Genomic DNA, 13,693 nt, shown 5'->3' with positions numbered 1-13,693 from the left:
AGGCTGAGCCGTCGCACGACTCAACAGTAGGTCGCGGCGCGGGCGGCCGCGTCGGCCCCGGGTAGCACCTTCGGTGCGACCGAAGGATGACCGGCATGCGACGATTCCTGCTCAGGTGAGCGAACGAGCCGGAAGGGGGGCCGGGGCGGTGACGGCAGCGGCGGAACGGGGACGGCTCGCCGGCCCACTGTCCGCGTCGGTGGCGGAGCTGTGCCACCGGCTGCGGTCCCAGGTGTCCCCGCGCACCGCCGCCGGGTTCGCCGAGGTGCTGCGCAGGCTCGGTGCGCCGCTGCAGGTCGCGGTCGCCGGGCGGATCAAATCGGGCAAGTCGACGCTGGTCAACGCGTTGATCGGGCGGCTGGTCGCGCCCACCGACGTCGGCGAGTGCACGCGGCTGGTCACGCGGTTCCAGTACGGCACCGTCGACCGCGTCGAGGTGGTGTTCCTCGACGGTCGCAAGCAGGTGCTGCCGTTCGCCGCGGACGGGTCGATCCCGGCCGAGCTCGGCGTCGACATCTCCGAGGTGTCGCACCTCGAGGCTTACCTCACCAACGCGGTCCTGCAGGACATGACGGTGATCGACACCCCCGGTCTCGGCTCGCTGGACGCCGCTTCGGTGTCGCGGACCGAGCAGCTGCTGGGCGCGGCCGAGCAGGACGAGGGTTCCGACGACCTCGACGACACTTCGCGCAACGCCGTCGCGGGCGCGGAGGCCGTGCTGTACGTGGTGACCCAGGGCGTGCGCGCGGACGATCAGCAGGCGCTGGCCGCGTTCACCGCCGCGACCGCGAGCCGGGACGCGGGTCCGGTCAACGCGATCGCCGTGTTGAACAAGGCGGACACGATCGTCGCGGAAACTGTCGAAGGCTCCGGCGGAGACGTCTGGAAGGCCGCGCAACTGCTCGCCGAGAAGCAGGCCGCGACGCTGAAGCCGCGCGTCGCGGACGTGCTGCCGGTGATCGGCCTGATCGCCGAATCGGCCGAGTCCGGCGGGTTCACCTCCGCCGATGCCGAAGCGCTCGGCCAGCTCGCCGCGCTCGACGACGACGTCCTCGAAACGATGCTCATCGCGGCCGACATCTTCACCAGCTGGGAGTGCGACATCCCGACCGGAATCCGGTTGCGGCTGCTGGAGAAACTCGATCTCTTCGGAATCCGCTGCGCGGTCGAGAAGATCCGCGCGGAACCGGAGATCACCGCGGGAGCGTTGCGGCGCAAGCTCCTCGACATCTCCGGACTCGACGCGGTCCGCCGCCGGCTGTCGATCGTCTTCGCCGCGCGCGCGGACGGGATCAAGGCCGCGGCCGCGCTGGCGTCGGTGACCGCGCTGGCACACGCGTCCGGCGACCCGGGCGAACGGCAGCGCGTGCACGACGCGATCGAGGTGCTGCTGGCCCGTCCGGAAGCGCATCAGCTGCGGTTGCTGGAAGCGTTGACGCTCGTCGCGTCGGGGGCGGTCGAGATGCCGGAAGACCTGGCCGAAGAGGTGCTTCGGGTCGGCAGCAACGCCGACATCGGCGCGCAGCTCGGCCTTCCCGGGGCCCCGCGTCCGGAGCTGGCGGCGCACGCGCTGGAACGCGCGGGCTGGTGGCGGTCTTTCGCGTCTTTCGGCGCGACCCCGGCGCAAAGCCGCGTGGCCCACGTCGTGCACCGCGCCTATTTCCTGATCTGGCAACAGATTCGCGAACAGTAAACAACTCGTCCGCGACGCGTAGGCTGAATGTCGTGCGGCTGGAGGACACCACCTCGTGGCGGGTGAACTGGGGGAGCGACCACGACGTCGACGTGGCGTTGTTCCTCCGGGACGTGCTCGCGCTCTCGATCGCCGACGGCCAGCTGCTGCCGCCGGTGGAACCCGCGGTCCCGGTGCACGTCCCGCCCGCTCTCGACCGCGCGGCGGTGCAGGCGCAGTGGGAACCGTGGTGGAACGGCCTGCTGACCTTCCTCCGCGAGCGCGGTTCCGCGCGCACCCGCCGGAAAAGCCCCGCTCCCGGCGACGGTTCGGCGATCGACCTCGCGGCACAGCACTTCGCGCCCGCCGCCGCTGAACACTTCGCCGCCGCCCGCCGTCCGGTCTCGTCCGGCTTCCACCGCCGCCAGATCCTCGCCGGGGAACGGCTGGGCCGCCTGGTCCGCGAGACCGAGGTGGAGCTGGGCCGTCGCGCCCGCCCGTTCCGGCTGTCGGTGCTGGAGATCCCGGTCGCGGGCCGGGTGTGGCTGCGAACGGCGGAGCACCAGCTGCTGGTGTCGTCCCGGCTGGCTGCGGACGTCCCGGCGCTCGACCAGGCCATGCGCTCGCTGATCCACGAACTCGCCTGACCTCCCCCGGCGAGTACTTCACTGCGGACCAGGCCGGATATTCATAAACCGAGTACTCGGTCTAATATTGCTCGGCATGGAGACAGTGGTCGACGAACCGGCGTGGGTGCGCCGCGGGTCCTGGCTGGCCTGCCCTGCCGCCGGGGCGCTGCTGGGCTGGGGCGTGCAGGCGCTCGCCGACTGGATCACGTCGTTGCCGTGGTTCCCGGTGCAGGGCCCGTTCCGGCTGCTGCACCAGATCCCGCAGCCGTGGCGGCTGATCGGCGCGGTCGTCGTCGGTGTGCTGCTCGGGGTGGGGTTCGCCTGGATGTGGGCGTGGGACCGGCTGATCGTCACGGTGTCCGCAACCCGCGTCACCCTCGAACGGCGCGAACGCCGCCGGCGCATCGACACTCCCCTCGCCGCGGTGTTCGTCGACGACGGCAAACTCGTGCTGCTCGGCGAGAACGACCGGGAGATCGCCAGGGAGAAGACAGACCTCTCCAGGCGGCAACTGGCCGAAGCGTTCACCGCGCATGGCCGCCCCTGGCTCGACGAACCACCGCCTGAGCGATGATGTCCCCGTGGTGAGGACGGTCGATCCGGAGAAGCACGCGGCGAAACGACGCGCGATTCTCGACGCGGCAGCCGGGTGCTTCGCGCGCGACGGTTTCGAAAAGACCTCCACCGCGGACATTTGCCGCGCCGCCGGGATCAGCTCCGGCAGCCTGTTCCACTACTTTCCCAGCAAGCGCGCGGTCTTCGTCGGCATTTTCGAGGCGGACACCGCCGACAACGAGGAACTGCTCGCCGCCGCGGTGGAAATGGCCGACCCGTGGGAAGGCGTGCTCGCGGTGGTCGCGCGGATGACGTCGGCGATCGTCCTGCCCGGCGTCGTGCGGCTGATCCTCGAAGCGGCCGCGCAGGCCGCCCGCGATCCGGAGTTCAACGAGCTGATCCGCAGCAACGACGACGTCATGCGCGTCGGCCTCGTGGGATTGATCGAACGCGGCGTCCGGACCGGCCGGTTCTCCCCCATGCTGGCCCCGGCCGACGCGGGAAACTGGGTCGTCGCACTGGTCGACGCGCTGCTTTCCCGCGCGAGTCTCGATCCCGGCCTGGACGTCGAGCACGAGCAGGCGGTGCTGCGGCAGTTGCTGACCCGGATTCTCGGCCCGTCTGAGTGATCCGCCCCCGCCGCGCGCCGCGGTACCGCAAACTGGTGGAATCACGAGACGACCAGGGGAGGGTCTCCATGGCGTGGTTCGGCCACGAGGAAGCTGCCGACGCGGCCGAAGCGCCGACCGGCGAGATCAGCGCGGAGGCTCTCGCGCGGATCATCGCCGAGGCGGACGGAACCGCCGCGGCGGCGGATGCGTCGGATCCCGATGTGGACCTCGTAGCTGCCCCGGGTGACCTCGAACGCGCGCTTTCCGACCGGCAGGCGCTCATCCAGCTGTGCCTTTACGCGCTGGACCGCGCCCGCAGCAGCGGCGTCGTGGAACGGCTCGAACACGGGCTCGCGGCCATCGGCGTCACCGCGTTGCGCGCCGAGGGCGAACGCTTCGACCCGGCTCGCCACGAGGCGGGCGGCGCGGTGCCCACCGACGATCCGGAGCTGGAAGGCGTCGTCGCGGAGACCGAGGTCGTCGGCTTCGCCGACCAGGACCGGCTGCTGCGCGCGCCGATCGTCACCGTCTACGCGAAGCGGGCGCAGTGACCGCACCGACGCTTCCCGCGCAGGTCCAGGCCGCTCGCGAACAGCTGCTCGGCGTCGTCCGCGAGGCGGATCCGCAGGCCGCGAAGTGGGTCGAGGACCAGCGCAAGGCCCGTTCGGAGAAACCGTCCGTGGTCGTCGTCGGCGAGACGAACCGCGGGAAGAGTTCGCTGGTCAACGCCCTGCTCGCGACCCCGGGACTGTCCCCTGTGGACGCTGACGTGGCCACCGCGACCTACCTCGTTTTCGAGCACGCGCAGCAGTGGGGCGCGCAGGCCTGCTACCCCGGTCAGCTGGCGTCGGTCCCGTTCGAGCTGACGCAGCTGGTCGACTGGGTGTCCGCCTCGCACGAACTGCCGCCGGGACAGCTGCCGCCGCGCTACGTCGAGGTGTCCGGCCCGGTCCCGCTGCTGGAACGGCTGACCCTGGTCGACACCCCCGGCGTCGGCGGGCTCGATTCGCTGCACGGCGAACTCGCGAAGGAAGCCGCCGCTGGCGCGACCGCGCTGGTGTTCGTGGTCGACGCGTCGGCCCCGTTCACCTCCACCGAGCTGCAGTTCCTGCGCGAGGTCGCGGACCGGGTCGAGACAGTGGTGTTCGTACTGGCCAAAACCGACGCCTTCCGCGGCTGGCGCGAGATTCTGGAAGCCGACCGGCAACTGCTCGCCGAACACGCGCCGCGCTTCGCCGACGCGGTCTTCCACCCGGTGTCGGCCCGCGTGTTCGAGACCGCCGCGAAAGCGCCGAACGCGCAGGTCGCCGCGATGCTGCGGGAGAAGTCCGGCATCGCGGCGGTGCAGGTCGCGCTGCAGGAACTGCTGGTCGGCCGGTCGATGATGCTCAAGGAAGCCAACACACTCCGCTCGCTGTCGAGCGCGCTGGCCGGGATCAAGGCGAAGCTGCAAGCGGAAAGCCGTGCGTTGTCAGCGGGCGAAGCGGAAGCCGAACAACTCCGCGCCCGCCGCGACGATCTCCAGTCCCAGCGCCGCACCTCCACCCGCGGCTGGCAACTGCGGTTGCGCGGCGAAATCCAGCGCACTCGGGTCGAGGTCGGCCACGAGAGCAGCCGCGAAATGCGCGAGGCACAGGCGCATTTCCGCCAGCGGATCGACGCGGCCAAACGCGACGAACTGGCCGCGCTGCCGCAGGAAGTCGACATCGCACTGCAGACCGCGTCGCAGCGGGTGTCGATGCAGCTGTCGCAACGGCTGAACCAGGTGACGAACACAGCGTTGTCGGAGCTGTTCTCCGCCGAAGAACTCGACGTGATCCGCGCTCAGTTCGCCCGCGCCGGCGGCCCGCCGGTCGTGTTGCGCCCGCCGGACAAGAAACCGCCGACCGCCGAAGACAAACTGCTGGTGTTCATGGGTATTTCCGGCGGCGTCGGTGCCGGAAAGATCGCCGCGTTGCCGTTGGCAGGCGTCGCGATCCTCAACCCGGTCGTGCTTCCGGCGACGATCGTGATCGGCCTCGGCGCGGGCTGGTGGATGGCGCGCACGCGCAAGCACGCGTCGGACAAACAGCATCTGAAGCAATGGCTGGTCGAAGCGATCGCCGACGCCCGCTCGACGCTCGACCAGCTGATCGCCGAACAGCTCATCGAGGCTGAGCAGCAGCTGTCGCTCGCCCTCGACGAGGCACTGGGCCGCCGCATCGAGGCGATCGAGGCGGAGCTGAAGGAGGTGGACCAGACGATCAAGATGAGCGCGCAGGAGCGGGCGAAGAAGATCGCGATCGTCTCGAAACGCCTCAAGGACGTGACCGAAGGCCATACCCGGGCCGAAACGCTGCTTTCCCGCATCCGCACGGTCCGCGATCGGGCATGATCAGCGGGTGACGTACGGACCTGGATCTCCGCAACCTCCGCAGTGGGGAGCACCGCCGCCCGCTCCGCAGTGGGGCGGGCCGCCGCCGCAGCAGTGGCAGCCGCCGCAACCGCCGAAGAAGCGCCGCCGGACCGGACTGATCATCGGGACCTGCCTCGGTGCCGTAGTGCTGCTCGCTGGCGGCGGTTTCGCCGTCTTCATCGTCGCGACCGACGACAGCGTCGAGGTGCATCGCCCGGCAGGCGGGCCCGAAGTCGTCGTCCAGGCTTACGTCGACGCGGTCAACAAGCGCGACCCGATCGGCCTGCAGAACGTCAACTGCCACGCCTCCAGCGAGTACCCAGCGACGCGGTCGGTCGAGGGATTCATCCGGGACAACGTCCGGATCAGCCTCGGCAAGCCGACCACCGGCCCCGGTGCCGGCGCGTTCTTCGAGGCCGAGGTCAGCCGAGCCGCGCATCCGCCGACGACCACGCGGCTGGAGCTGAACCGGGAGGAAGCCGGGACCTGGTGCGTCTTCGTCACCGGCCACGGCCTTCCGCCCGACTTGCCGCCGTGAGCAGGCGGTGATCGGCTTGTGGACGGGAACCGAACCGGCCTAACGTGAGTCATACCGAGCGAGAAACGGCAGACCCGGCGTACCAAAGGGGGACCAACCCATGTGGGTCGACGAGAGCGGCGGCACCGACGCGACTGGCCCGGAGGCCTTGACCGTCCACGTCGACGGCCAGGAGTACCAGGCCGAGGTCAACTACGACACCGACCACGACGGGGTCTCCGACACCGCGGTCGTCGAGCACGACGACGGCACCGCGCAGGCGTTCGCCGACACCGACCACGACGGCGTCGCCGATCACTACGCGGTGCTCGATTCGACCGGGCACGTCGTGGACCAGGCGGTTTACGACGAGCAGAGCGGCAGCTGGGTCGAATCCGGCCACGGCCAGTCCGGCTCCGACGGCACCGACCCGCATTCGCAGGACACCTCGACCACCGGGCACATCCACGCCGACCTTCCGGACGGCAACGTCGACGCCGGGGTCGCCACCATCGACACCGATCACGACGGGCACAACGACACCGCCGTGGTCGAGACGAAGTCCGGCGGCACGATCGCGTTCACCGACACCAACGGCGACGGCCAGGCCGACGTCGCGGTGCAGGTCGGCGCGGACGGCTCCACCCACACCTTCGAGCACACCGGCCAGGGCCAGTGGACCGAGACCGACGGCGGCTCGAACCACGCGGCGGCCGACCCGGGCAGTGATTCGGCCTGGGGCGGCGAGGGCGCGCAGCTGCTCAGCGGCGTCGCGAAGATCGACAGCGGAACCGGGCAGTGGATCAGCCCCAACTGAGTCCGCGGTAACTGACGTCACACGAGAACGGGCCCGGCCGCGCGCCGGGCCCGTTTCGTCGTTTCCGGCACCGCCACGTCCTGGCGTCATCCGCCCGCGTCCGGCGAACCGGCGCCCGGCAGCGTGCCCGCAAGATCAGGACTGATCAGACCGGCTCCCGGCATCGGGCACGAATGCGACGCGGGCCACGCGGAAAGATTTTCGGCGCTGGCCCGTTCCGGTGAAACTGAATCGATTCCCTTATCGTTCTTGTGAGAGAACCGACAGGTCAGCTCTCGGTTACCTGCCGTCCATCCGGCTACAGTCGGGGAATCCCAAAACCCGCACACCGGTCTTCCGCCGGTGTGCGAAGCCATTCGGTCGCCGGCAACGAAGCCCGCACCAAGAACACTGTCGTTCGCGGTGTGGGCTCTTTTGTCGTCGGAAGTCAGGAGTAGAGATGACCGCAGTCGCCATCCCCGGACTGGACAACGCGCCGACGACGCACAGTGGCGTGCTGTCCTGGGTCCGGGAGGTCGCCGAGCTGACCACCCCGGACCGCGTGGTGTGGGTCGACGGGTCTGACGAGGAAGCCGCCCGGATCAACCAGGAGCTGGTCGACGCCGGCACCTTCGTGAAGCTGGACGCGAAGCCGAACTCCTACTGGGCCACCTCGGACCCCGGCGACGTCGCGCGGGTCGAGGACCGCACCTTCATCTGCTCGAAGGAGGAGAAGGACGCGGGCCCGACGAACAACTGGGTCGACCCGGCCGAGATGAAGGCCACCATGACCGAGCTGTACCGCGGCTGCATGGCGGGCCGCACGATGTACGTGATCCCGTTCTGCATGGGTCCGCTCGGCGACGAAAACCCCAAGCTGGGCATCGAAATCACCGACTTCGCCTACGTCGTCGCGTCGATGCGCGTGATGACCCGGGCAGGCAAGGCCGCGCTGGACAAGTTCGTCAAGGCCGACGGCACCGAGGCCGAGTTCGTGCCCGCGCTGCACTCGGTCGGCAAGCCGCTGGCCCCGGGCGAGAAGGACGTCGCCTGGCCGTGCAACGAGACCAAGTACATCTCGCACTTCCCGGAGGAGCGGCTGATCTGGAGCTACGGCTCTGGCTACGGCGGCAACTCGTTGCTGGGCAAGAAGTGCTACTCGCTGCGCATCGGCTCGGTCATCGCCCGGGACGAGGGCTGGCTCGCCGAGCACATGCTGATCCTCAAGCTGATCTCGCCCGAGGACAAGGTCCACTACGTCGCGGCGGCGTTCCCGAGCGCCTGCGGCAAGACCAACCTCGCCATGCTGCAGCCGACCATCCCGGGTTGGCGCGCGGAGACCCTCGGCGACGACATCGCGTGGATGCGCTTCGGCGAGGACGGCCGCCTGTACGCGGTGAACCCGGAGTTCGGCTTCTTCGGCGTCGCGCCGGGCACCGACAACCACACGAACCCGAACGCCATGCGCACCATCGAAAAGGGCAACACGGTCTTCACGAACGTGGCGCTCACCGATGACGGCGACGTGTGGTGGGAGGGCATGGAGAACAAGCCCGCGCACGCCACCTCGTGGAAGCACCAGGACTGGACGCCCGACTCGGAGGAGAAGGCCGCCCACCCGAACTCGCGTTACTGCGTGCCGATGTCGCAGTGCCCGATCCTCGCGCCGGAGTGGGACGACCCGAAGGGCGTGCCGATCTCGGCGATCCTGTTCGGCGGCCGGCGCAAGACGACGGTGCCGCTGGTGAACCAGGCTCGCGACTGGCAGCACGGCGTGTTCATGGGCGCGACCATGTCGTCGGAGACCACCGCCGCGGCGGTCGGTGCGGTCGGCAACGTGCGCCGCGACCCGATGGCGATGCTGCCGTTCCTCGGCTACCACGCCGGTGACTACTTCAACCACTGGCTCGACCTCGGCAAGAACGCCGACGCGAACAAGCTGCCGAAGATCTTCTACGTCAACTGGTTCCGGCGCGGCGACGACGGCCGCTTCCTGTGGCCGGGCTTCAGCGAGAACTCGCGCGTGCTCAAGTGGGTGCTCGAGCGCGTCGAGGGCAAGGGCAACGCGGTCGAGACGCCGATCGGGTTCGTGCCGAACGCCGAGGACCTCGACCTCGACGGCCTTTCCGAGCCGGTCGAGGACATCCAGGCCGCGCTGGAGGTCCGCAACGAGGAGTGGCGCGAGGAACTGCCGCTGATCGAGGAGTGGTTCGCGAAGATCGGCGAGGTGCCGTCCTCGCTGCGGGACGAGCTGGACGCGCTGGCCCAGCGTCTGGGCTGACGCCACAGCTGCGGTAGGAAGGGGACGTTCGCACCGGGCGCGGACGTCCCCTTCTTCGTGTTCGGGTAACGGTAGCGTGGGCCGCATGGTCTCTGATGGGGAGAAGGCTTTCCGGTTCGGCGTGAACCTGGTGCTTCCCGGCTCGCGCGACGAGTGGGTCGCGAAGTGCCGCCGGGTCGAAGAACTCGGCTACGACGTGCTGAGCGTGGCCGACCACCTCGGCATCGCGCCGCCGTTTCCCGCGCTCGTGCTGGCCGGCGCGGTCACCGAACGGGTGCGGCTCAACACTTTCGTGCTCAACGCGCCGTTCTACAATCCGGTGCTGCTCGCGCGCGACGTCGCGGGCACGGACCAATTCGTGTCCGGACGGCTCGAACTCGGGCTCGGCGCCGGCTATGTCAAAGCGGAGTTCGAAGCCGCCGGAATGCCCTTTCCCAGCGCGGGCGCGCGGGTCGATCACCTCGAATTCGCGATCAAGGAACTCGCGCGGCTGTACGCGGATCCGGAATACGCGCCGAAACCCGTGCAGCCCGGCGGTCCCCCGCTGATGATCGGGGGCCGCGGCGACCGGCTGCTGTCGCTCGCCGCCGAGCACGCGGCGACGATTGCCTTCAGCGGCACGGCAAAGGTGCGTGACGGTTCACCGCTGATGCTGGCGACGGCGGATGCAGTCGAAGAGCGCACGAGGTTTGTCACCGAGCGGCTCGCGGGCCGCGACGCCGAATTCAACCTGCTCGTGCAATTCGTCCAGATCACTGATGATCGCGAAGGCGCGTTGCGGGAAATCCATGCGCGCGTGGGCGAAATGCTTACGCTGGACGAACTGGCCGAAGCGCCCACGGTCCTGGTCGGCACCGTCGAGGAAATCGCTGAGCAGCTGGTCGCGCACCGCGCTCGGTTCGGTTTCAGCTATTTCACGGTCCTGGAGCCGAACCTCGAAGTGCTGGCCCCGGTGGTGGAGCTGCTGTGTCGCCGATAGTGGACGCCCGCGGGCTCGGCGTGAAGGCCGGTGACCTGTGGTTGCTGGAGGATCTCGATTTCTCGGTCGACCCGGGCGAATGCGCGGTGCTCGTCGGGCCGAACGGCGTCGGGAAGTCCACTTTGATGCGGTGCCTGTACGGGATGCAGCAACCGCAGCGAGGCCGGGTGCTGATCGATGGCGCCAAACCGGACGAACGCAGCGTTTCCTTCCGCCGCAGAGTGTCCGTGCTCTTCGACGATTCCGACTTCTTCGCCGAACTCACTCCGATGCAGCATCTGGAGCTGCTTTCCGGCTCGTTCGGCGAGGATCTGGGAGATTTCGAAGCATTGCTCGCCGACGCGGGTCTCGCCGAACGAGCCCGCGTCACCGCGGGGCATTTCTCGGCCGGACAGCGTCGCCGGTTGCTGCTGCTGGGCGTCACCGCGCGGCCGCATCGCGTGCTGTTGCTGGACGAGCCCGAACGCGCGCTCGACACCGCGGGCAAGGAGTGGCTGGTCGAACTGATCGGCCGCTCCACCGCGGCAGGTGCGGCAGTTGTCGTTGCCACGCACCATCAACCGTTGCTGGACACGGCAGACAGCGTGCTCGAACTGTGGTGACCCGGTTGCGTGTGCCCGGCCGCAAGCGGTTCGGCGGCATTTTCAGCGGTGACAGTCCTACGTTCGTGCTGATCTTCGGTGTCGGCTTCCTCTTCACCGCCTTTTTCCGCACCGACGCCTGGCATCGAGTCCTCTTTGGACTGTCCGCAGTGGACTATTCGGCGGTGCTCGGCCTGGTCGCGTTGTGTGCCGCGGTGGGCTGGCGAAGCCTGCTGCGCCGAGGTTTCGTCTGGGCCGAACCGGCCGAGCTGACCTGGATGGACTTCGCCCAGGTGGACCGCCGCCGCGTGGTCGCGACCCGGCTGGCCGGCGTGCTCACCGGATTTGTTGTGGTGCTTGGATATCTCGCCGCGCTGATGCTGGCGGTCGGCGGCAGTTCGGTCGACTGGTGGCGCGCCGCGGCTGCCGTCGTCGCGGGCGGCACGATCCTCGCGTTCACCACCGCGCGTCGTACCGCGTTCCTTTTCGAAGCCGCCGGACCGCTGCTCCTCGCGGTGGCTGGCGTGGTCATCGCCGCAGCGAGGCTCGACGCGATGGCGGTGCAGTACGTCGGCGCGGCGCTCGCGTTATGCGGTCTGTTGCTGGCTTTTGGCGGCGAGGCGGTCAGCGGTGCTGGCCGCGCCGTGCTGCTCGACGGCTGGAACGCGCGGGTACTGCGCGCGATGGCGGTGACGTTCCTCGACCCGATGATGATGCTGCCGGAGTCCGCGCCCGCCGGTTCGTGGTCGCTGCGCACGCCTGCCGCGTTCCGGCTCGCGTGGGTCGGGATCGTCGGCCGTTCCCGGTACGCGGGCGCGGTTCTGTTAGTGGCTTTCGCGGTAGCCGTCGGACATGTTGCTGTTCCCACTCTGCCCGGCCCGGTGCTCGTCGGGATCGGCGCGTACGTGGCGCTTACTCCTTTCGGGGCCGGTCTCGGCGTGCTGTGGCGGAATCCGGGGCGGCGAAGGTGGCTGGGCTCGTCGTCACAGGAGCTGGTGATCGCCCACGGCGTTGCGCTGACTGTGGTCGCGCTGGTGTGGTGCGGGCTGCTCTCAGTGGCGCTTTTGGCTTTGGGTACCGCGTTTTCGCCGCTCTCGTGGGTGACCGTCGCCCTAGCGGTGCTGTCGGTGTTGCGCACCGTCACGCGGCAGCCGGTTGACTACAGCAGCGCGGGTTTCGTCGACACCCCCGCCGGTCCGATGCCGGCAAACCTTATGCGGCAACTGTTCCGCGGTCCGGACCTGCTGGCGCTCGGGATCCTGGTGCTGGCACAACTCGGCTGAACGGCCGCGCCCGGGTTAGGCTCCGTGCCGACGAGAGGAGCCGAAGGTGGGCGGTGGACACGCTTCCGGCATCGGACGCAGGGCGACGTGCGAGTTCCCGCCCGGATGGAGCGACGAGCAGATCATCGCGGTGGTCAAGGACGTCGCCAACGATCCGGGCGAACCCCGGCGGCAGCAGTACAACGGCCGCTGGCGCTGCGTCGGCGAACGGTACGGCGTGCGCGTGGTCGTCCTGGTCAACGGCGACGGTCTCGTGCACACCAGCTACCCGCTGCCGGGCCCCGGCGTCGTCCGGAACGCGGACGCCGCGCGGGACCCGGCGAACCCGACTGTCGACGACCGCGCGGGCAACCGGATCAGCTACTTCGTCGACAGCGTCCTGCGCCTGCTCGCCGACCGGATGCCGCCGGAGGACCTGGAGCACTACCGGGATCTGCAGTGGTCCGGCGAATGGGAGGAGCTGGCCGACACCCTCGCCGCGCACTTCGAGGTGACCGGCATCCAGCTCAACCCGGACGAGTACGCGGATTTCGCAAAGCTGCTGAACTCGTTCGAACTGCCGGTCCGCGACTGCCGCTACCTCAACGACCGCGAACGGGTCCTCGCCGACCTGCGCGGCTGAGGCGTCACCAAGGGATTTCCCCGGCGTCGTCGAAGAACCCGCCGCGCGGCCCGTCGTCCGGCAGGGTCGCGAGCTTGACCGCGATCGCCGCGCCCTGCTCGGGTGTCCGGATGCCGGCGTACCCGTTGAAATCCGTTGCCACGTAACCGGGACAGGCGGCGTTGACGATGAGGTTCGTGTCGGCGAGCGCACGGGCGTACTGCACGGTGATGCTGTTGAGCATCGTCTTCGACGGTGCGTAAGCGGCGAGGATCGGGCCGGATCGCAGCTTCAGCGAACCCATGTTGCTGGACATGTTGACGATGCGCGGCGACTCGGCTTCGCGCAGCAGCGGCAGCATCGCGTTCGTGACCCGGACGACGCCGAAGACGTTCGTGTCCAGGACCGCGCGGACCACATCGAGATCGAGCGTCGTCGGGTCCTGGGCGCCGCCGTCGAGCTGACCGCCGATGCCAGCGTTGTTGACCAGGACGTCGAGCCGTTCGACGGATTTGGCCGCGGCGGCGACGCTGTCCTGGGAGGTGACGTCGAGCGCGACCCCGAACGCGTCGATGCCCGCGGCGCGCAGTTCCTTGACCGCCTGCTCGCGGTTGTTTTCGTTCCGCGCACCCACGGCGACGGTGAAGCCGATCGAGCCGAGGCCGTGCGCGATGGCGAGGCCGATTCCCTTGTTCGCGCCGGTGACCAGCGCGATTTTCGTGTCGTTCACTCCGTCCATGGTTGGCGCGCGGCGGGCTCCCGTCCAAGATCGATGAGGTCCGCTGTGATACCC

The 13,693-nt window shown here is 69.3% G+C and carries 14 protein-coding genes; 13 read left to right on the top strand and 1 reads right to left on the bottom strand.

From position 1 onward, the window contains the following. Positions 1 to 148: 148 nt before the first annotated feature. The 13 genes from H4281_RS22785 (at position 149) to H4281_RS22725 (ending at position 12,921) form a co-directional block, all read left to right on the top strand. Positions 149 to 1,693, top strand: coding sequence for a dynamin family protein (locus H4281_RS22785; RefSeq protein ID WP_182892946.1), 1,545 nt, complete (start codon positions 149 to 151; stop codon positions 1,691 to 1,693). A 32-nt stretch (positions 1,694 to 1,725) separates the two neighbouring features. Beyond that, complete coding sequence (locus tag H4281_RS22780; protein WP_067577726.1) at positions 1,726 to 2,319, top strand: hypothetical protein; 594 nt, start codon at positions 1,726 to 1,728, stop codon at positions 2,317 to 2,319. 76 nt (positions 2,320 to 2,395) lie between these two features. Beyond that, complete coding sequence (locus H4281_RS22775) at positions 2,396 to 2,875, top strand: YqeB family protein (RefSeq protein WP_182892945.1); 480 nt, start codon at positions 2,396 to 2,398, stop codon at positions 2,873 to 2,875. 7 nt (positions 2,876 to 2,882) lie between these two features. Continuing rightward, positions 2,883 to 3,485, top strand: a complete 603-nt coding sequence (locus H4281_RS22770) for a TetR/AcrR family transcriptional regulator (protein WP_182892944.1) — start codon at positions 2,883 to 2,885, stop codon at positions 3,483 to 3,485. Positions 3,486 to 3,553: 68 nt separating this feature from the next. Further along, complete coding sequence (gene grpE, locus H4281_RS22765) at positions 3,554 to 4,018, top strand: nucleotide exchange factor GrpE (RefSeq protein WP_182892943.1); 465 nt, start codon at positions 3,554 to 3,556, stop codon at positions 4,016 to 4,018. Continuing rightward, a complete protein-coding gene (locus tag H4281_RS22760) occupies positions 4,015 to 5,841 on the top strand; it encodes a dynamin family protein (RefSeq protein WP_182892942.1) in 1,827 nt (608 codons plus the stop codon). Before grpE ends, H4281_RS22760 begins: the two co-directional genes overlap by 4 nt. A gap of 7 nt (positions 5,842 to 5,848) precedes the next feature. Continuing rightward, positions 5,849 to 6,400: a hypothetical protein gene (locus tag H4281_RS22755; RefSeq protein ID WP_182892941.1), complete on the top strand. Its 552-nt coding sequence runs from the start codon at positions 5,849 to 5,851 to the stop codon at positions 6,398 to 6,400. 100 nt (positions 6,401 to 6,500) lie between these two features. Next, the gene (locus H4281_RS22750; RefSeq protein ID WP_182892940.1) at positions 6,501 to 7,196 is read left to right on the top strand and encodes a DUF6802 family protein; all 696 of its coding nucleotides are present in this window, start codon (positions 6,501 to 6,503) and stop codon (positions 7,194 to 7,196) included. Between the two features lie 439 nt (positions 7,197 to 7,635). After that, positions 7,636 to 9,456, top strand: coding sequence for a phosphoenolpyruvate carboxykinase (GTP) (locus H4281_RS22745; protein ID WP_182892939.1), 1,821 nt, complete (start codon positions 7,636 to 7,638; stop codon positions 9,454 to 9,456). Positions 9,457 to 9,541: 85 nt separating this feature from the next. Next, a complete protein-coding gene (locus H4281_RS22740) occupies positions 9,542 to 10,435 on the top strand; it encodes a TIGR03621 family F420-dependent LLM class oxidoreductase (RefSeq protein WP_182892938.1) in 894 nt (297 codons plus the stop codon). Further along, positions 10,432 to 11,037 carry an ABC transporter ATP-binding protein gene (locus H4281_RS22735; RefSeq protein WP_182893034.1) on the top strand — a complete coding sequence of 202 codons (606 nt, stop codon included), beginning with the start codon at positions 10,432 to 10,434 and terminating at the stop codon, positions 11,035 to 11,037. The genes H4281_RS22740 and H4281_RS22735 overlap by 4 nt, the downstream gene beginning before the upstream one ends. After that, positions 11,031 to 12,299: a DUF6297 family protein gene (locus H4281_RS22730; RefSeq protein ID WP_182892937.1), complete on the top strand. Its 1,269-nt coding sequence runs from the start codon at positions 11,031 to 11,033 to the stop codon at positions 12,297 to 12,299. The genes H4281_RS22735 and H4281_RS22730 overlap by 7 nt, the downstream gene beginning before the upstream one ends. Before the next feature lie 46 nt (positions 12,300 to 12,345). Then, positions 12,346 to 12,921, top strand: coding sequence for an EndoU domain-containing protein (locus H4281_RS22725; RefSeq protein WP_182892936.1), 576 nt, complete (start codon positions 12,346 to 12,348; stop codon positions 12,919 to 12,921). A 4-nt stretch (positions 12,922 to 12,925) separates the two neighbouring features. Here H4281_RS22725 and H4281_RS22720 read toward each other — a convergent pair whose 3' ends face one another. Next, entirely contained in the window at positions 12,926 to 13,639 is a 714-nt protein-coding gene (locus tag H4281_RS22720) for an SDR family oxidoreductase (protein ID WP_182892935.1), read from the bottom strand. Positions 13,640 to 13,693 lie beyond the last annotated feature (54 nt).

The sequence above is a fragment of the Amycolatopsis dendrobii genome, assembly GCF_014145675.1.
Classification (GTDB): domain Bacteria; phylum Actinomycetota; class Actinomycetes; order Mycobacteriales; family Pseudonocardiaceae; genus Amycolatopsis; species Amycolatopsis dendrobii.
The sequence above is the reverse complement of the archived record's forward strand: the minus strand, read 5'-3'. Positions and strand labels throughout refer to the sequence as shown.